The organism is Acinetobacter chinensis (assembly GCF_002165375.2).
In the GTDB taxonomy this organism is placed as follows: Bacteria; Pseudomonadota; Gammaproteobacteria; order Pseudomonadales; family Moraxellaceae; genus Acinetobacter; species Acinetobacter chinensis.
This window is the reverse complement of sequence record NZ_CP032134.1, coordinates 1,997,110-2,016,775: the sequence shown is the minus strand read 5'-3', so window position 1 is coordinate 2,016,775 and position 19,666 is coordinate 1,997,110. Positions and strand designations below refer to the sequence as shown.

The 19,666-nt window shown below is 41.6% G+C and carries 18 protein-coding genes; 9 read left to right on the top strand and 9 right to left on the bottom strand.

Features of this window, described 5'->3' with window-relative positions; genetic code table 11:
* Positions 1–225 precede the first annotated feature (225 nt).
* Complete coding sequence (locus CDG60_RS18415; protein ID WP_087512410.1) at positions 226–336, top strand: hypothetical protein; 111 nt, start codon at positions 226–228, stop codon at positions 334–336.
* A gap of 248 nt (positions 337–584) precedes the next feature.
* On the opposite strand, the gene CDG60_RS10585 is transcribed toward CDG60_RS18415, so the two are convergent.
* Positions 585–989, bottom strand: a complete 405-nt coding sequence (locus CDG60_RS10585) for an OsmC family protein (protein WP_087512339.1) — start codon at positions 987–989, stop codon at positions 585–587.
* Positions 990–1,294: 305 nt separating this feature from the next.
* On the opposite strand from CDG60_RS10585, the gene CDG60_RS10580 reads away from it, so the two are divergent.
* Entirely contained in the window at positions 1,295–1,900 is a 606-nt protein-coding gene (locus tag CDG60_RS10580; protein WP_087512338.1) for a YceI family protein, read from the top strand.
* A 75-nt stretch (positions 1,901–1,975) separates the two neighbouring features.
* Here CDG60_RS10580 and CDG60_RS10575 read toward each other — a convergent pair whose 3' ends face one another.
* Together CDG60_RS10575 and CDG60_RS10570 are read right to left on the bottom strand one after the other, a co-directional pair.
* Entirely contained in the window at positions 1,976–2,689 is a 714-nt protein-coding gene (locus CDG60_RS10575; protein WP_087512337.1) for a glutamine amidotransferase, read from the bottom strand.
* A gap of 104 nt (positions 2,690–2,793) precedes the next feature.
* Positions 2,794–3,363: a TetR/AcrR family transcriptional regulator gene (locus CDG60_RS10570; RefSeq protein WP_087512336.1), complete on the bottom strand. Its 570-nt coding sequence runs from the start codon at positions 3,361–3,363 to the stop codon at positions 2,794–2,796.
* Between the two features lie 141 nt (positions 3,364–3,504).
* On the opposite strand from CDG60_RS10570, the gene CDG60_RS10565 reads away from it, so the two are divergent.
* Both CDG60_RS10565 and CDG60_RS10560 read left to right on the top strand, forming a co-directional pair.
* Positions 3,505–4,242 (top strand): SDR family oxidoreductase, encoded by a 738-nt coding sequence (locus CDG60_RS10565; protein ID WP_087512335.1) that lies wholly within the window; start codon positions 3,505–3,507, stop codon positions 4,240–4,242.
* Between the two features lie 122 nt (positions 4,243–4,364).
* Complete coding sequence (locus CDG60_RS10560) at positions 4,365–4,961, top strand: 2-hydroxychromene-2-carboxylate isomerase (protein ID WP_087512334.1); 597 nt, start codon at positions 4,365–4,367, stop codon at positions 4,959–4,961.
* A gap of 142 nt (positions 4,962–5,103) precedes the next feature.
* On the opposite strand, the gene CDG60_RS10555 is transcribed toward CDG60_RS10560, so the two are convergent.
* Complete coding sequence (locus CDG60_RS10555; protein WP_087512333.1) at positions 5,104–6,021, bottom strand: AEC family transporter; 918 nt, start codon at positions 6,019–6,021, stop codon at positions 5,104–5,106.
* Between the two features lie 129 nt (positions 6,022–6,150).
* Between CDG60_RS10555 and CDG60_RS10550 the strand changes: the two genes are divergently transcribed.
* Positions 6,151–7,023, top strand: a complete 873-nt coding sequence (locus CDG60_RS10550) for a LysR family transcriptional regulator (protein WP_087512332.1) — start codon at positions 6,151–6,153, stop codon at positions 7,021–7,023.
* Positions 7,024–7,208: 185 nt separating this feature from the next.
* Here CDG60_RS10550 and exaC read toward each other — a convergent pair whose 3' ends face one another.
* The gene (gene exaC / locus CDG60_RS10545; RefSeq protein WP_087512331.1) at positions 7,209–8,720 is read right to left on the bottom strand and encodes an acetaldehyde dehydrogenase ExaC; all 1,512 of its coding nucleotides are present in this window, start codon (positions 8,718–8,720) and stop codon (positions 7,209–7,211) included.
* Between the two features lie 333 nt (positions 8,721–9,053).
* Between exaC and CDG60_RS10540 the strand changes: the two genes are divergently transcribed.
* Positions 9,054–10,235, top strand: a complete 1,182-nt coding sequence (locus CDG60_RS10540; RefSeq protein WP_087512330.1) for a sigma-54-dependent transcriptional regulator family protein — start codon at positions 9,054–9,056, stop codon at positions 10,233–10,235.
* Positions 10,236–10,269: 34 nt separating this feature from the next.
* Here CDG60_RS10540 and CDG60_RS10535 read toward each other — a convergent pair whose 3' ends face one another.
* The 4 genes from CDG60_RS10535 to mdh all read right to left on the bottom strand — a co-directional run bounded on the left by CDG60_RS10535 (position 10,270) and on the right by mdh (position 14,417).
* The gene (locus tag CDG60_RS10535) at positions 10,270–11,232 is read right to left on the bottom strand and encodes an alpha/beta hydrolase (protein ID WP_087512329.1); all 963 of its coding nucleotides are present in this window, start codon (positions 11,230–11,232) and stop codon (positions 10,270–10,272) included.
* Positions 11,233–11,298: 66 nt separating this feature from the next.
* Positions 11,299–12,132: an SDR family oxidoreductase gene (locus CDG60_RS10530; protein WP_087512328.1), complete on the bottom strand. Its 834-nt coding sequence runs from the start codon at positions 12,130–12,132 to the stop codon at positions 11,299–11,301.
* Between the two features lie 76 nt (positions 12,133–12,208).
* A complete protein-coding gene (locus CDG60_RS10525; RefSeq protein ID WP_087512327.1) occupies positions 12,209–13,039 on the bottom strand; it encodes an SDR family oxidoreductase in 831 nt (276 codons plus the stop codon).
* Positions 13,040–13,244: 205 nt separating this feature from the next.
* Complete coding sequence (gene mdh / locus CDG60_RS10520; protein WP_087512326.1) at positions 13,245–14,417, bottom strand: iron-dependent methanol dehydrogenase; 1,173 nt, start codon at positions 14,415–14,417, stop codon at positions 13,245–13,247.
* Positions 14,418–14,772: 355 nt separating this feature from the next.
* Here mdh and CDG60_RS10515 point away from each other — a divergent pair, with 355 nt between their 5' ends.
* The 3 genes from CDG60_RS10515 (at position 14,773) to CDG60_RS10505 (ending at position 19,659) form a co-directional block, all read left to right on the top strand.
* Positions 14,773–16,773, top strand: coding sequence for a hypothetical protein (locus CDG60_RS10515; RefSeq protein WP_087512325.1), 2,001 nt, complete (start codon positions 14,773–14,775; stop codon positions 16,771–16,773).
* A gap of 89 nt (positions 16,774–16,862) precedes the next feature.
* Positions 16,863–18,578, top strand: coding sequence for a DEAD/DEAH box helicase (locus tag CDG60_RS10510; RefSeq protein ID WP_087512324.1), 1,716 nt, complete (start codon positions 16,863–16,865; stop codon positions 18,576–18,578).
* A 97-nt stretch (positions 18,579–18,675) separates the two neighbouring features.
* On the top strand, positions 18,676–19,659 hold the full coding sequence (locus tag CDG60_RS10505) for an ion transporter (RefSeq protein ID WP_087512323.1): 984 nt from the start codon (positions 18,676–18,678) through the stop codon (positions 19,657–19,659).
* Positions 19,660–19,666: the final 7 nt, after the last annotated feature.

Here is a 19,666-nt window from a genome sequence, read left to right as displayed (position 1 = left end):
AAACTGGTCTGTTTTTTACTGAATAGTGGTATGAAAACAGTAATGCGATAGACGATACTCATTCGGTTAAATTTTTGATAATAATAAAGTTAATGTAATTTTTATTTTAAAAGTGGTCTGCTTAATGGCTTTAATATGAGGCTGAATAATTAAATATCCTGATTTTTAAGCTGGTGTGGGTTAATATAATGTCTATTTCAGCAGTTGCAGAGTACGCTTAATATGATGAAGTTTTTTAAGAAGAAAAATAAGACCAGCTTTGTGTTCTTTATTATGATTCTGTATTCATTTATTGGCGTTGGGCTGGGTTATCTGCTGACCGAATATTTCATGTAAAATTCGATGAGTTTCGTCATGAAATGTTCAGCAATACATGCCTGAATGAATACACATAAACACTCCATACGGAGTGTTTTGTATTTCAGCTAACTGTATTCTGGAAAGTTTCCATGTGTGATGCTTAATCATATGACTTTCTTCATTAAGCCTGGTAAAGACTGATTTCATTGTAAAAGTCTTTTATAAGTGGATATTCATAAATATCTATTTTGGTTTAGTGTATCAAGCTGATATCAATAGAAATATTATACCAGTGCAGTCTGTATCTGAATATTTGAAGTCAGTAATTTATGTACAGGACAGCTTTCAGCCACTTTAAGCAGACGTTTATGCTGATCTTCGGTAAAATCGCCTTTTAAAGTGATTTTTCTTTCAATCTTATTAGTACCAGGTTCAGGGTCTCCATCTGGATTCAGTATTAAATCGACCTGAACATGATCAATTTTAATGCCTTTATGCGTGGCATACATCTCCAGGGTGACCGTGGTGCAGGCACCCAGTGCAGATAACAGGATCTGTAAAGGATTGGGTGCAGTATCCTGCCCACCATTTTCGGCAGGTTCATCTGCATACCAGTGATGCCCCTGTGGGTTGGTCAATGTTACACGGTAAGGCGTTGTGGTGCCTGTTGCCAGAACGGAATTGTTCATGTTTATACCTAAGTCATTATCATCAAAGTATATAAAAAGACTTTGTTGAAATTTCTACTGTAATTTTTTGTTTCTAATGGCAAAGTTGTATGAACGGTGTTCGCTTCTTTGTATGCTGTGATCTCCATATTTTTCCACAACTTGAAATTATATTTTTATTATTCAGTTATTTGAGAGGTGTGTTGTGTTAAAGGCACACAATGACAGATATTGTTCCAGGAATGGAACAGATCGTCTTATTCATGACGGTGAATTAAAATATCATTGGTATAAACTAGCAACCATTCTAAAGCGAGATTAAAAACATGAACTTTAAAGCACTTACATTAGGTTTAGCGGTAGCTTCAGTTGCAACTTTCACTGTAGCAAAACCTGTAGACTATACAATTGACCCAACTCATACAGCGACTGTATTTAATTGGAATCATTTTGGTTTTTCTACACCATCTGCAAATTTCAGTGACATTCAGGGCACAATTTCTGTAGACAATGCAAAACCTGCAAATTCTTCTGTAAATGTGACTATTCCTTTGGCGAGCTTAAACACAAACGTTAAAGCACTGGATGATCATCTGAAAACTCCTGATTTTTTTGATGCTGCGAAATATCCAAACATTACATTTAAAAGTACTAAAGTTCAGTCTTTAGGCAACAGTAAATATAAAATTACAGGTAATCTGACGGTTAAAGATGTGACTAAACCGGTTGTGCTGGATGCGGTATTGAATAAACAGGGCGAACACCCAATGACTAAAGCTCAGTCTATCGGCTTCAATGCAACAACTTCGTTTGACCGTTCTGCATTTGGTGTTGGTGCTTATGTTCCAAACGTTGGTGATAAAATCACAGTAAATATCACAACTGAAGCTTCAGTTGCTGCGGCAAAAGAAGAAACTAAAGCTGCTAAATAAGCCTTGTTTCCAGCTGTAAGTTAAAAAAAGCACCATAAATGGTGCTTTTTTTATGATTTTTAAATGATGCCGTGATCAGCTGGAGACAACAGCACCGATCTGCTGTAGATACTGTTTTAAAATGATGGCTGCCTGATTTTCAAGATCAGAGGCGTATTTCTGATTGTGCTGTCTAAGCTGCGGAATATTGATTTTTGCTTTTTGCAGCTCACATGTATGTCCAATCAGCCATTTTTCCAGGCTGTCAGCTGCTACTTCTATATGGAACTGGAGTGCAAGAATATTTTTCCCAATCTGAAATGCCTGATGCGGATAAATTTCTGAACTGGCAAGCAAAACAGCATTTTCTGGTAAATCAAAAGTATCACCATGCCAGTGCAGTACTTCGTAACCTTTCAGGGCAGACAGAATATTATCCTGTGTATCAGTCAGCTGTAACTGACTCCAGCCGATTTCTTTCTGGTGACCTGGATAGACTTTTGCATTTGAAGCATGGGCAATCAACTGTGCGCCCAGGCAGATTCCAAGGGTAGGTAAGTTCTGTGCCAGACGTTGCTGAAGTAATGAAATTTCTTCATTCAGAAAAGGGTAGTCTTCATTTTCATAGACACCAACAGGACCACCCAGTATGACGGTTAAGCCCTCGTACTGCATTGCCTGAGTCAGGTGATCAACTCCAGCTTCGAAATACCGGACACGGAATCCCAGTTGATAAAATACATCTTCAAGTGAGCCCAGGTCTTCAAATGCCAGATGCTGTATCGCATACACAGTTGTAGGAAATGTCATTATTGTCAGTCGCAATCCTTGAAAGGATTACAGGTTAAAAATACTGTGTAGATTAGGCAAGATGTATTGTTTGAAATTTCGTCATAAAATCGTAATAAATAACCTCATGCAGCGTGAAGTGCAATCTGACTGAGTAAAAACTGCTTACTTGATTCAAGAATTCTGATTTTTAATTCAGGACTGGCAACACTGCGTGCTATCAGTATACTGCCGACCATCTGGCAAAGGACTGCCCATGCCTGATCCTGACTGCCCAGGTGTTTTTCGAACAGCTGGATTCCGCGGATGAGTTCAGCTTCATATACCTGTTTGATATCTTCTTCTGCACGGGAAATTTCAGATGAAAGTGCAGGCAGGACACAACCGTACTCAGGTTTTTCTGCATGTAAAGGTGAGAGGTAACGGTTCAGTTCAAATTCAATCCAGGCAGCAGCATCATGGTGAGGGTTGCTTTGCCAGAGCTGGATGCTCTGTTCGAGTTCGGATTCAACCAGTGCTCTAAATAACTCATTTTTAGAAGAAAAGTGTGAATAGAATGCACCGCTGGTCACACCTGATTCTTTCATAAAACCGTCTACACCAGTCGCATGAAAGCCATTCTTTTTAGCAAGCTGACCACTGACTTTCAGTAATTCCTTGCGTTTTTCTTCTTTATAACCTGCTTTATAACGCATATGAGCTCCTGTGTTCCTGAATGGCGGCAAAGGAGGCAGAATGTATAGATTAAAAACTTCTTGACCGCTGAAGAAAATCATAACATAGTAACCGTTATGATAACGACCGTTATTTTATAAAAATGAAACAGGAATGATTCGATGACAGACAAAAACGGACAAAAAGTTGCACTGGTGATCGGCGCGGGAGATGCGACTGGTGGTGCGATTGCAAAACGGTTTGCCAAAGGTGGCTATATCAGTTGTATGACCCGTAGAAGTGCCGAAAAATTACAGCCACTGATCGCTGAAATTGAGGCTGATGGTGGTACTGCATACGGTTTTGCTTCGGATGCACGTAAAGAAGAAGACGTGATTGCATTGATTGAAGAGATTGAAGCGAATATTGGTGAAATTGATGTTTTAGTTTTTAATATTGGGGCAAATGTACCTTGCAGCATACTTGAAGAAACAGCCCGTAAATATTTCAAGATCTGGGAAATGGCGTGTTTTGCTGCATTCCTGGTTGGACGTGAAGTGGCTAAACGGATGGTCACACGTCAGCGCGGTACGATTATTTTTACAGGTGCAACAGCGGGTATGCGTGGCTCAGCATATTTTGCTGCATTTGCAGGGGCGAAACATGCGCTCCGAGCACTGGCACAAAGCATGGCTCGTGAACTGGGACCACAGAATATTCATGTGGCACATGTCGTTGTAGATGGCGCGATTGATACAGATTTTATTAAAAATACGTTTCCACATCTGTATGAAAAGAAGGATCAGGACGGTATTTTAAATCCTGAACATATTGCTGAAAACTACTGGCACATCAGTCAGCAACCGCGTGATGCCTGGACGCATGAACTGGATTTACGCCCTTGGATTGAGAAGTGGTAATTGATCGTAAATGATCAATCCTGTAGTGGTTAAATCTGTAAATTAGTAATTAACTATAAAATGGTAATAAGCCATAAAATCGTAAGTAATAAATAATCAATCTTTAAGCGAAGGAAAGCAAAATGAAACAGGTGGAATTCTATTTTGATTTTGGTAGTCCGTATAGTTATGTGGGTTTTTACCGTATTCAGCAGATTGCAAAGCAGTATCAGGCTGAAATTGTCTGGAAACCGATGCTGTTAGGCGGTGTTTTTAAGGCAACAGGAAACAGCAGTCCGATGGCTGTTCCTGCGAAAGCACGTTATTCCATGATTGATTTGGGCAGATGGTCAAAACTTTGGAGTATTCCTGTGCAGATGAATCCGTATTTTCCGATTAATACTTTGAATCTGATGCGCTTGATTACAGCAGTTCAGCTGTATCAGCCTGAAAATTTTCAAAAAGTGTTGCAGGGTTTATTTGATGCAATGTTTGGACAGCCAAAAAACTTAAATGATATGAATGAACTAGTCGCATTGGCTCAATTTTTGGAACTCGATATTGACTTGGTACAAACATGGCTTGCCGATGATCAAGTTAAAAATCAACTCAAGCAAGTGACTGAGGAAGCGATTGAACGTGGAGTTTTTGGAGCGCCAACTTGGTTTGTAGGCGAGGAAATATATTGGGGTATCGATCATTTGCATTTTGTGGAACATGCATTGCAAGCGGTGGAATAGTATTTAAAAACCCTCATCCTAGCCTTCTCCCAAAGGGAGAAGGAACTCCCGATATTCTTTTGGATATGCTTTGAATCTAAAATTTCCCCATAATAGTATTAATTTAGTATGTGAATTGAATGCATAAGCTACTGAATCAGTATTAAAAATAATAGCTTTGCACCAAAGTCAGCATGATCGCCAAAGTCACTACAGACAGTATCGTTTGTAAGCTGATCACAGCAGCCATCAGCTGATAATCGCCATTTAAAAGTTTAGTTAGGATATAGGCCGCAGAAGCAGTTGGAATCGAAAAGAAAATCATGATCGAAACGACTGCTGCGTAACTCAGATCAAAAAACTGCAATACAATAAATGCCACAATGGGAATGATCATTAATCTGGTTAAACTGATGATGAGTGCTGTTTTGAAATAGGTTTGCATGCCTTTGAGTTGAATTGCAGTTCCTACACACAGTAAGCCTAACATTAAGCTACTGTTTGAAAATGCCTGTAATAAGCTTTGAAAACCTGTCCAAATCGGAATCTGTAATAAGTTAAAAGCTATGCCAAGTATGCACGAGCTGATCAAAGGGTTTTTGAGCAGTGAAATGACAATGTTTTTAATATTTAATTGATTTTTAGGTGTCAGTGACAGGATTGAAACCACATTCACAAAGGGAATGGCGATTGCCAGTATATTGACCAGAATACTTCTAATTTCAGGATTGGGCAGTGTGGTTGCAATTGAAAGCCCAATATAAGTATTAAACCGAATCAGGCTTTGGATATACACTCCGAAATGTGCATCTGGGCTTTTATTCAGCTTGGCAAAAACATAGGTACTGACAATGATGATCACCATCATGGCAAAAATCACCATCAAAATGCTGTCGAGGTGTCCCATGTGCATGTCGGCATTGGCTAAGGAACTGAACAGCAGGGAGGGAAAAAGCACATAATAATTCAGCTTCTCTGCGCCATTCCAGAACCTCTCATCCAAAGTACGCGATTGGAATAGATAGAATCCCAAGACAATCAGTGCAATAGGTGAAAATAGAATATTGATCATTTGTAACATATGTGGTGCCGATCCTTGGTGAGCTGAAAATATCAGTTCTTTATTCCGGAAGGTCTATAAATGTCTGTAGAGAATATTCCTTATGAGTCTTCATGGTAAAATGAGTTTTTACTCATGAGCTGAATACGCATGACATTTACTCAGTTGAATATTTTTGCACTGCTGGCAGAGCAAAAAAGTTTTACTGTTGTCGCGCAGAGGTTACAGATTTCTCAGTCTGCAATTTCACATGCAATTAAAAGTCTGGAACAGGATTGGGCGGTGACTTTATTTTACCGTGATCATAATGAAGTAGAACTGACCGAAGTGGGCGCACGGCTGTTGTTGCATGTGAAAGAAATTCTGAATATTTCACATCAGCTGGAACAGGAAATTTCAGATATTCATGGATTTCATTCAGGAACTTTGCGTATTGGTTCTTTTGGCGCATCTTCATCTAATGTTTTGATTCCATTGATTTTAGAAAAATTCAATGCTAAATATCCCAATATTGAAGTATTTATCAAAGAGGGTACAGACAAAGATATTGCACAATGGATTCAGGAGCGCAGTATTGATGTTGGATTTGTGGTGTTGCCTGATGAGCGTTTTGATACCTTTTCTGTTATGAATGATATTTTTGTGGCTTTGATTCCAAAATCTTATGAACTTGCTAAACAAAGCGCTGTGAGTTTGCAAGAATTGGTCGAGCATCCATTTTTAATGACTTCGGCAGGGAGTCAGAGTCATGTCACTGAAATGTTTAGAAAGGCAAATTTAACGCCTAAAATTAAGTGTCATTTCTCGCAGATTTTAACCATTATCAATATGGTGAATAATCATGCAGGGGTTTCAATTGTGGCAGATATGGCATTGAATCAGGAATTGATGACGTTATTTCCCAATGTGCAGAAATTACCTTTATCACCGAATATTAAGCGGTCAATCGGCTTGGCAGTAAAGAATAAAAAGCAGATCAGCCCGATTGTGAAGGCATTTATTGAGATTGCGCAAAAGGTTTAAGTTTAAAGCACAAGAAAATAATATTTTTTAAAAGCTCCCTCATCCTAGCCTTCTCCCAAAGGGAGAAGGAACTCTGATACGCTTTTGAATTTAGAGTTTGAACACTTTTGCAAGAAGGTTAATCTTATAAAAAATTAAAGCGAACCGAAGTTCGCTTTAAATCACACCAAATTCAAGTCTAAAACTTAGAAGAAGCCCATTGCTTTCGTTGAGTAGCTCACCAGTAAATTTTTAGTCTGCTGATAATGATCAAGCATCATTTTGTGGTTTTCACGACCGATACCTGATTTTTTATAACCACCAAATGCCGCATGTGCAGGGTAGATGTGGTAACAGTTGGTCCAGACACGACCTGCTTCAATTGCACGACCTGCACGATAAGCTGTATGTGTTGAACGTGACCATACGCCGGCACCTAAGCCATACATGGTTTCATTGGCAATGCGGATGGCATCATCATAGTCTTTAAATGTAGTCACTGCCAGTACTGGTCCAAAAATTTCTTCCTGGAAAATCTGCATGCTGTTGTTGCCTTTGAAAATGGTCGGTTCGATATAGAAACCTTCGCCCACTTCTTTACGGTCACCACCACCTGTCAGGATTTCAGCACCTTCAGCTTTACCTGTTGCGATACAGCCCAGGATCTTGTTCTGCTGCTGCAGGGATGCCTGAGCGCCAATCATGGTATCTGTATCAAGCGGGTGACCAGTTTTAATACGTTTTACACGCTCAACGGCTTTTGCAAGGAATTCTTCAGCAATACTTTCCTGTACAAGAGCACGTGAAGGACAGGTACAGACTTCACCCTGATTCAGAGCAAACATAGCAAAACCTTCAAGGGCTTTGTCCAGGTAGTCATCGTCCTGAGCCATAACGTCTTCAAAGAATATGTTTGGTGATTTACCACCCAGTTCAAGTGTTACAGGAATAATGTTTTCAGTTGCATATTCCATGATTTTTTGACCAACTGCGGTAGAACCTGTAAAGGCAACTTTGGCAATACGTGGGCTGGTTGCCAGTGGTCGACCTACTTCAGCACCATAACCATTTACAATGTTCAGTACGCCTGGTGGCAATAAATCCTGAATCAGTTCAACCAGTACCAGAATACTAGAAGGTGTCTGTTCAGCCGGTTTCAGTACAATACAGTTACCTGCAGCTAAAGCTGGAGCAAGTTTCCATGCTGCCATTAAAATTGGGAAGTTCCATGGAATAATCTGACCCACAACACCCAGAGGCTCATGGAAATGGTAAGCAATGGTATCTTCATCAATCTCAGAAATACCACCTTCCTGCGCACGGATACAGCCTGCAAAATAACGGAAATGATCAATACACAGTGGAATGTCTGCAGCCAGTGTTTCACGGACAGGCTTACCGTTTTCCCATGTTTCTGCTACTGCCAGCAGCTCAAGATTGGCTTCCAGGCGGTCAGCAATTTTTAACAGCATGTTTGAACGGGTTGTTGGAGATGATTTGTTCCAGCTGGCTTTTGCTTTGTGTGCAGCATCCAGTGCAAGTTCAATGTCTTCTACGGTAGAACGGGGTACTTTGGTGAAGGCTTTGCCGTCAACCGGGGAGATATTGTCAAAGTATTCGCCTTTGACAGGTGCAACCCATTCACCACCAATAAAATTTTCGTACTGAGCCTTGAACTGAATTTTTGAACCAGGCTGGTTTGGATCTACATAACGCATAAGAATTTCCCTTTACTTATTTTTTCAATGTAAGTTGCATGTATGACACTGTGTCAGAAATTACATGATGAACTGAACATAGAATGCTGAAGGTTGGTAAAAGGTTGGAGTTCAGAACAGCAGATTTGCGCTAAGATTTAATTTTTGGCAATGTTTTGTTGTTGCTGAAAAAGTGAAAGTGTCAGCTAAATTTTACTACCGCTTTGGTCTTAACAGTGTTGACTGCATTACAGGTAGATATGTTAGGGTGTAGGGAGATAAACAATTTCTATTCAATAAAAAATAATTAAAAATAATGGATATCGTCAGCGTGATTACACAGGAATGTAGTAAATGATGAATCAGCAGGAACTTGTAAAAAAGCGCAATAAGATTGAACAGTTACGCCAGAGCAGCAGTCTGTCCTTACATCATGCAGATCTGCTGGGTCAGAGTATTGCCAGTTCATGGCAAAGATCCACTTCAGCAGATATTCCTAAAGACCGTGAAGCAGCCCCGCTGATTACGATTAAACAGACCAGACAGAGCGTACTTGAAAAAGCTGTGGCACACTGCCGTGATGAGCTGACCCATATTGCAGAACAGTCTTCCATGGTTGCTGCGGTTGGTGATGTAGGCAGTACCATCATATGGTCAGCGGCAAGTGGGCAGATGCGCAGTGCGGCAGAGCGTGTACACTTTATGGAAGGTGGTCAGTGGCGTGAAGAACTCGTAGGAACCAATGCACTGGCTTTATCGCTGAAAACTCAGCAGTCTAGCTGTGTTTTTTCAAATGAACATTTCATGTCATCCATACATGACTGGGTGTGTTATGCCTCACCCATTGTAGATCCATATTCAAAGCAGGTTCTCGGTGTGATTGATCTGTCCACTACATGGAATCATCACAACAGTCTGGGGTTGCTTGCTGCGGAGCGTTGCGCTTCAATTATTCAGTCAGCTTTACTGGAGTTTCAGCAACAGCATCTGTTTATCCGGGCATTTTCTGTTCCGCAGGTGTTGTTTAATGGAAAAATTGTTGTTTTAACCCCACGACAGATTGAAATTCTGACAATTCTTGCTTTGTGTCCACAGGGTCTGAATCTGGAAAATCTGCATCAGGCACTTTATGGAGAGCGCAAGGTCAGTGTTGGTACACTGAAAGCTGAAATGTCGCAGTTAAGGGATATTTTAGGGGGGATGCTAGGCTCACGTCCGTACCGTCTACTGGCACATGTTGAAGCTGATTTTTTACAGGCAGAAAATGCACTGGATGCAGGATATATCGACTCAGCACTGAAACTCTGCAAAGGCGTTTTTCTGGCGAAAACAGAAAGTCCTTTTTTAACCGCATGGCGGGACTGTCTGGAATCACGACTCAGTGAGGCTATATTCAAAGCCAATGAAACAGATGGGTTACTCAAGCATCTGGCACATTTTCCAGAAGCGATTGATGCCGTTGAGCGTCTGATAGAACTGACACCTCAGAGCCATCCTGCACATCAGTTATTACTGAAATACAAGGATGAGCACTGAAGATCAGTGATTGACACCGAATGATTAAAATAGCCTAAGCTATTTTAATCTTGAGCCACTGGAAAAGCTGCTCATAAACCTGAGCACGAACAGGGGCTTCAGAGAGCACTAAATCGTGCAATCCATCCTTAATTGTCATTACATTGACATCACTTTGTATTTTGTTTGAATACTTTATAATATCCTGAACCTCAAGAATGACATCTGTACTTTGTGCATCACGGTTGAACTTTTTCGGATATGTGGTTTTGTGCGAATGCATGACCAGTACAGGCACACTCAGTGCGACTCCTGCATGAATTTCTTTCTGTGCCTCAAATATAGTGGTGACAAAGCTCAGATAAACTTTAGGATAAGTCTGTTTTTTCCATTCAAGGCTAAAGTCCCATTCTCCATACAGATCTTTATGCAGGCTCTGCACATAAAATTTGTTTAACTCGCTTGGAAATTTTAAGTTAGGGAGGTGTTTACCCAGTGCAGCCAGTCGGGGCAATGCCAGTTTTTTCTTCCATCCAGGCATATTGAAGTCATAAAAAGGACTGTTACACCATAGACCCTTAATCAGTGGATGATCAGGATGATGTGCTGCATAGAGGGTGGTGGTAAGTCCGCCTGTTGAATGTCCTGCCAGCAGTACAGCTGTATGACCTTCTTCTCCAATAATATTCAGAGCTTCATCAATTTCTGCATTGTATTCATTCAGATCTTTCACATAATAATATTTCTGATGAGACAGATGTGAGCGTCCATATTTTCTTAAATCCAGTGCGTAAAAATCATAACCCTGCTGGTTAAATTTTTCTGCCATTTCGGTCTGGAAGAAATAGTCTACAAATCCGTGAATATACAGCACGGCTTTAGCTGTTGGGGTTGTTGCCTTTTTTCGGATCAGGGTCGCTGTGACTTTTCCATCATAATCATCAGGAAAACTCAGGGTCAGCTGTTCATATCCTGTTCCTAGGACATCCTGGGTATATGCACTGCGTGTTGTTGTCATTTTTATTCTCTCTGAAGGTTTATCTTTGTATTTAATATACACAAATCATTATCTGACTGGATATTTTTACAGATATTCCTTCACCAGTTCATAAGACAGGTCATACAGTTTCTGAGCCAGTTGTATATCTCTGGATTTTGCAGAGGTTAATGCAGGTGTCTGTACACTGGCATATTCACCATTTTTATTTTTCCAGCTGTCACTCAGTGCCATCTGCACCAGTTTTTCAGCTGGTTTAGATGGAGGAATCAGTGCGAGCTTTACAAACATATACTGAAATTTAGGCAACTGACGGTACAGCTCTGAATCCACGACACCAGGATGCATGGCGTTACTGGTGACGGTGCTGCCTTTGAGCTGACGGGCTAAGTGATTGCTGAACAATAAGTTCTGAAGTTTACTGCTGCCATAACTTGGAAACATGATGTAGCGTTTGTTGTTCACCGCACTGAACTTCTCAGGTTGAATGCTGCCACCCCAGTGAGCAATGGAAGACAAGTGAATGATCCGTCCTTCGGGTGCTTTTTTAAGTAAAGGCAGTAGCTTCATTGTCCACAGATAATGTCCCAGATAGTTCACACCAAAGTGTTTTTCATATCCATCTTCAGTGCTGTCCAGCTGCTGTGAAATCAGTCCGGCATTGTTGATCAGGACATCGATCTGATCATAATTTTTTAAAACCTGCTCGGCAGCCCCACTGACTTTGCTGAGACTGTTTAAGTCCAGCTGCACCAGATCAACCTGTCCACTGCCTGCGCGTTGCAGCTGCTGTTTTGCCTGTTCAGCTTTTTCAGGATTACGGCATGCCAGAATGACATGATGACCTTGCTGAACCAGCAGCTCGGCTGTTTTCAGACCGATACCTGCATTGGCACCTGTGATTAAAACTGTTTTGCTCATTTCATGATTCCTGAAAGCAACAGAATGATGTTTAACGATTAATTTATACGGATAGCGTGTTTATTAAAAGTCAGTTTTATAAATACTGCGCCAGCAGTGTTAAGGTCTGTTGATGCAGCTGATCTGCCAGACGGGCATCCTTGGCTTTTGCAGAACGGAAAGCCGGAGTCTGTAAACTGGCGTATTGCCCATTTTTATTTTTCCATTCATTTGAAAAGGCAATACGTTTAATGAGTTCTGCAGGTTTCGCTGGAGGAATTAAAAACAGCTTAATCGCGCGGTATTGCCATTCAGGCAGTTCCCGATATATTTCAGAATCCACGCCACCAGGGTGCAGGGCGTTGCTGGTTACATGCGTACCCTGTAACTGTTTTGCCAGTGCATTACTGAACAGCAGGTTGGCAAGTTTACTGTTGGCATAACTGAGTACACCATTGTATTTTTTGACCTGATCGGCTCTGAACTGTTCAGGCTGAATACGTCCCATAGCATGCATCATCGACGCTAAATGAATGATTCGCCCCTGTTCAGATTTCTGAATCAAAGGCAGCAGTTTTATGGTCAGTAAAAATGGTCCGAGATAGTTCACACCAATCTGTTTTTCAAAACCATCGACGGTCGTTTCCAGTTCTGGTGTCATCATACCAGCATTGTTGACCAGTACATCAAGACGACTGTAATTTTGCAGAATTTTTTCAGCAGTCTCTTTCACCTGTTGCAGGCTGTTCAGATCCAGTTCGATTACATCGACTTTGCCTGCGTTGAATGTTTCCAGGTGCTGTTTTGCCCGCTCAGCTTTGGCAGGGTTACGACAGGCAATAATGACATGGTGACCATCCTGGACAAACGTCTGCGCTGTAGCGAGTCCAATACCTGTATTTGCCCCAGTGATTAATATTGTTTTCATGCTGAAACTGCTCATTTTTATAGCAACGGAACATTACTTGTATTTTAGACAATACAGATTGTCAAGTAAGAGTTGTTTTGAGGAGAGATGAAAAGAATCAGCAAAAAACGAATTGTCTGGAAAGGGACACTGGCAAATAAAAAAAAGGAATATCACCTGACGTGATATTCCGAAAGTCAAAGGACAAAAGAAGGAGAGGAGAGACTTACATTGCCGCTTCGAAAATTGCAATTACCTGTGCATCATTAGCCTTACGAGGGTTGGTCAGCATGCAGGCATCTTTCTGTGCATTTGAAGTCATTACTGCATGATCTTCAGCTTTTACACCCAGCTCAGCCAGACCTGATGGAATACCAATTGCACCTGACAGTTCACGGATGGCATCAATTGCTGCAAAACCAGCTTCTGAAACGGTCAGACCTGTGGTGTCAACACCCAGCAGTTGTGCAATTTTTGCAAAACGGTCAGGGCAGGCAATCAGGTTGAATTCGCAGACATGAGGTAACAGAATCGCATTACATACGCCGTGTGGCAGGTTATAGAAACCACCTAACTGGTGCGCCATGGCATGAACATATCCTAAAGAAGCATTGTTGAATGCCATACCCGCAAGGTACTGTGCATATGCCATTGCATCACGCGCTTCAAGATTTTCACCGTTGGCAACTGCTGGACGTAACCATTCTGCAATCATGGCAATAGCTTTTTCAGCACATGCATCTGTAATTGGGTTAGCTGCTGTAGAAACGTATGCTTCAACTGCGTGAGTCAGCGCATCCATACCGGTTGCTGCAGTCAGTGCAGCTGGTTTAGCAATCATCAGCTTAGGATCATCAATTGCGACAAGCGGAGTACAGCGCCAGTCAACAATTGCCATTTTTACATGCGTATCTGTATTGGTAATGATACAGAAACGGGTCATTTCAGATGCAGTACCTGCTGTTGTGTTGATCGCAACAAGCGGTGTCATAGGAACTTTACTTTGATCAATACCTTCATAATCACGGATATGACCGCCACCCGCTGTTACAAGCCCGATACCTTTAGCACAGTCATGAGAAGAACCACCACCTAAAGATACGATAAAGTCACAACCGTTCTCATTGTAGGCATTTACACCGTTGTGTACGTTAATGTCCGTTGGGTTTGGCTCTGCACCTGGGAATACATGGCTGTCCACGCCTGCTTCTTTTAGATATTCAACAATAATGTCAGCAACACCAAATTTGAATAAGCCTGCATCGGTTACGATCAGTGCTTTTTTAGCACCTAAATTCTGAGCTTTTGCACCCACTTCTTTGGCACAGCCTGGTCCAAAAAGTGATACACAAGGGATATAAAAACCGTTAGTCTGATCTGCAATATTTTTAAAAGCCATGGTGCGATTCCTTCTACCATTTTCGTTATGTTTGCGGTGTTCTACCGTGTATCTGAGTATTAAATTAACCGTTCTGCTTTCATACCTACTAAATACCTACCAAAAGTAAGGTGATGCAGAATGAGTCAGAATCAGCAACCGTAAGCAGAATATAAGTGGGAAAATTACAGGAAAACTGAACGGTTTTTTGTGATTTTTATGAGTTTAAGTTGTTGATATTTAACTGAGTGATCGCGTGTCTTGTAGAGTGGTCAGTCAAGGTGATAGATCAGAATGGAAAAAGATCGGCTCGCTGGAAAGAGAATGTTTTTTTGGTTAAGATCAGAACTGAAAACAAAAATGAGCTGAGGTGTATATGGAACAGGAACGTTCAGTACAGCAGTATCAGCAGATTGTAAAACAGCTGATCCGTATTTCTGGAACTGTCCAGGATATTGTGATGGAACAGTTTCAGATAATCAGTCATCTGAATGCTCAGAATATGTTTCAGATAGATCAGGAGCACTCCTGTATTTACCTGTGCAATGGATTGTTTTCAGTTCAGTTTCATTGCCCTCCATTTCAGCAGCAGTCAGCTGTATTCAGTTTCCGGCATCATCAGTTTCGGGCAGGCTGTCTGGAAGATTTTATCCTGCATGATGTGAATTTTATGACAGGGGATCAGAAACCGCTGCATTCTATTTACCTGATGAATAAAGCACAGCAGTTGAAACAGCTGATCGTGAATGAGGTCTATCGCTGGATAAACGGTGCAGAGCGGGTCAGAATGTTTTTACAGTATCTGTCAGCCATTCAGGCACAGATTATTGATCACATGATGATTAAGGAAGGGTTTTATAAGACAAAAATCCTGAGTCAGTGTGTTGAAAACGGGACAGAAGTTCCAGAGCACCTGTTGTATATGCTCCAGGAGATCTGTTCTCTGAAATATACGGCACCTGAGGATTTTCTGCCTTTGCAGCAGCTGAAGGACAGTTATGACGAATTCTGCTTCAGTGCGGCTCAGTTCCTGCCTGCACCCATGTGCAGGATTATAAAACTGTCGTTCGAGGAGAGTTTCAGGCTGGCAGATATCGTGGAATATCAGGATGATATTGCACTGCTGTATGCTCATGCAGAGGAGCGCAGTCATCTGCTGGGGTTTGTACGGCTCATGAACAGAGAATGCTGGCATCGCCAGGACATCCTGGCTAAAACCAGTTTTCTGGAGCCATCTTTGCAGTTATGGCAGAAAAAAGTTGCCAGGCTTCCGTTGTTTGACTTCCCACGTGCTGCCAGCTGGATGTTCAGACAGTCAGAAGAAGTGGTGGACTGGATCAGTCAGAATATTCAGCATTCGAGCATAAGGGTGACTGTGACCGCACTGAGTTTTATGGATACCAGTCAGGTGCATCCTCAGGTTATTCTTGCAGTTTTACAGTATTTTCACTATGCCGCGGCACGCATGTTTATTTACAGCTGCGACTATTTTGCGACTCAGCAGAAATGGTTTGAACATGTAAATAATAGCGGAGTCATACTCAAAGGTCAGCAGCAGTCTATGGATGACCAGCGGACAGCCATCAGTCCCTCCATTCTTTATCTGGATGAATGGATGAGTCTTTTACACAATGTTGCCTCAGAAGACAGTCAGCTGCTGAAACAGGTCTATACCGGTATGAGCCGTATAATGCAGGCTTATATGCTGCATCTCCAGCAGCAATGCAGTCATTTGCCCGATGAGCTGATGCCCTATATTCATCCTCAGAATCAGCAGAACCGGGATTTTTATATTTCATTACAGCGCCATCATATAAAGGCAGATGAATTCAGACAAAGGTTTTACCTCAGGAATGGCACATGCAGGGAATCTGTTTTTGATGCTTTTGTTCGTGACTACGTAATGGATTTTTTTACGCATTTCAGAATTGTGCCTAAAAATTTAAACTGGTACGCGCTGTTTCATCAGGCAGTTGGCTGGCATGCGCAGATTCAGAAAGAAGAAGTGCTGTCCAGGCTTGGAAAAGAGTTACATATTGAACGCTGGGAGGGATTCAGCAGAGAGCCTGTTCAGTATTTTTCAGGCTGGTGTTTTGAAGAACTGACCAGTGTGGATCGGATGATTGAAGAATCCAGGAATTTTCATCACTGTCTTGCGGTCAGTTTTGCCCGTCAGATGATACAGCGTGAATATGCTGCTTTTCATATGTCATGTCCTTTGCAGAACATACATCTGACTCTCGGCTGTCATGTGGTCAGTCAGATGCTGATTTTTGATCAGCTTGAATATCCGGATAATAAAAAAGCGGAACAGCCTGTGATACAGATTGCGCAGGAATTTATTCAGTGGCTGAATCAGTCGCTTCAGCAGCAGTGATCAGTTTCATCGGCTGAACATCCGTCTTTTGCTTAACTTTTGCGATAAAAGTCGTTAGGCTATAGCCGTTCATTTACGGTATGGGTCATATGAAACAGGAAACTGCTCTTAAACTGCTAAAAGCTGGCGAAAATGTATTTCTGACGGGTTCGGCAGGAGCAGGGAAAACATATACCCTGAATCAGTACATCAACTATCTGAAAGTCCGTAAAGTCCCCGTTGCGATTACCGCATCTACAGGGATTGCCGCTACACATATGAATGGTATGACCATCCATACCTGGGCGGGCATCGGCATTAAGGATTTTCTGTCCGATGCTGATCTGAAGAACATGAAAGAGCGTAAATACCTGAAAGAGCATCTTGAAAATGCTCAGGTACTGATCATTGATGAAATTTCAATGCTGCATGCAAAACAGCTCAATCTGGTCAATCAGGTACTGAAATATTTCAAAGAAAGTGATGAGGCTTTTGGCGGGATTCAGGTCATTGTGGCTGGAGACTTTTTCCAGTTACCGCCAGTGGGAAAAAATGATGAACGCAACCGTGATAAATTCTGTTTTATGTCAGATGCATGGGTCGAGGCAAAATTCAGAGTCTGTTATCTGACCGAGCAGCACCGTCAGGGTGATGACTATCTGAATGATATTTTAAATGCCATTCGGGCGCAGAATATTCAGCAGGCACATATTCAGGCACTTGAAGCGACACGTCAGCAGGATATTGGCGATACATTTACCCGTCTGTATACCCACAATATGGATGTGGACACGATCAATTATAAACATCTCAATGCCATTGAAACAGATCCGCATCAGTTCAATGCCGTATTGGATGGCAATGAAAAACTGATGGAAACCCTGAAATCCTCAGTTCGGGCACCAGAAGAACTAGTGCTGAAAAAGAATGCCAAAGTCATGTTTGTCAAAAACAATTTTGATATGGGCTACATTAACGGCAGTATGGGTGAAGTGATTGGATTCGAAGAAGATGATGATCATGGAATGTTGCCAAAGGTGAAAATGACCGATGGGACGGTTATGGCTGTAGAGCCTGAGACATGGTCAATTGACAATGAATCGGGAAAAACCATTGCCAGTTTTCAACAGATTCCTTTGCGTCTTGCCTGGGCAATCACCATTCATAAATCTCAGGGCATGACACTTGAAGCCGCTGAAATCAATCTGACGCATACTTTTGAAAAAGGTCAGGGTTATGTGGCTTTGTCCCGTCTGAAATCCATCAGCGGTTTAAGACTTTTGGGCTTTAATGAACAGGCACTGGAGCTGGACAGTCTTGCTATTAAGGCTGATAAGCGTTTCCAGGAGCTGTCTGGTGAAGCTGAACAGCATTATGAACTGACTGATCTGAGTGCTCAGCACAAAGCCTTTATCCGGCATTGTGGTGGGACTTTAAATGAAGTGGAAATCGAGCGTAACGAAAAGAAACTGGCTAAAAATGGTGGAAAGCAGAGTGTTTCTGCGGCGACTTTGGATGAAACCCGTGCTTTGTTTGAAGAAGGCTATGAAATTCAGGATATTGCACATGAACGTGGACTGACGCCTGCAACCATTATCAATCACCTAGGGCGTTTACAGAAAGAGCAGGGTCTGGACATTTCAGTTGCAAATCCAGGTGAAGAAGTTGTAGAGCAGGTTCGTAAAATATATAAAAAACTGATGAAGCGTCAGAATGCGGAAAACTTCAGCGAAGACGGCAACATCAAACTGCGTCCAATTGTGGAAGCGACCAGTCCACGTATGGGTTACGATCAGGTCAGACTGGCATTGCTGTTTATTGAATAAACCTGAATCTGTAAAACGATGATTTTTGTTACAGCTGTAATTTTTCGGTTATAACATCGGATATTATATGACTTTATAAAAATCAGACTGCTTCCATATGGCATTTACAGCATGGTTTAAGCTGCGGAATTTTGTTTATAACAATCTGCATAATGATGAGTATGAAACGCCGTTCAGCCGTTGTATCAACTGGTTTCTGATTCTGTTGATTATTGGAAATGTCGTTGCGGTTTTGCTTGAATCAGTCAATCAGATTTACAGTACATATCAGTTTTATTTTGATATTTTTGAAAATATCTCAATTGTCATATTCAGTGTTGAATATGTGCTCCGTTTCTGGAGCGTGGTTGAAAAAAGTCCTTTTGATTCTGGCTGGAAAGTACGCTGGCAATACGTTACCAGTGGTGCAGCCATTATTGATTTACTGGCAATTTTACCAGCCTATGTGAACTTCTTTGTACATATAGATCTGCGCTTCCTCAGAACCTTACGTTTACTTCGTTTACTCAAGCTGACGCGGTATTTTGTATCGTTACAGATTTTACTGCGGGTGATTGAACGGGAAAAGGGATCTTTCCAGGCCGTTATTTTTATTTTAATGATCATGATTGTGATGGCTGCCGCAGGTATTTATGTGGTGGAAAGCCGTGCTCAACCAGAGGTTTTCAGCTCAATTCCAGCTTCCATGTGGTGGGCAGTCGTAACACTGACAACGGTGGGTTATGGTGATGTCACTCCGATCACACCCATAGGGCGTTTTCTTGGGGCACTGATCACCATTCTTGGGGTTGGACTGGCTGCTTTACCGGCAGGTATTCTCGCCAATGGACTGGCAAATGAACTGGAACTGCGCAAGCAGCAGCTGGAGTTAAAATTCAGGGATCTGCTGGAAAACTGTGAAATAGATATTATTGAAGATGAAGAAAAGATTGAAAATATCCGAAAAGATGTAGGCTTATCTAAAGAACAGACACAGGATATTGTTTTACAGCTGATTCGGGAGCGTAAAGAGAAACAGCTTGAAAGGGAAAAAAACAAATACTGTTTCTGTCCTCATTGTGGACATAAGTTGCCCGAGTGAATGGTTG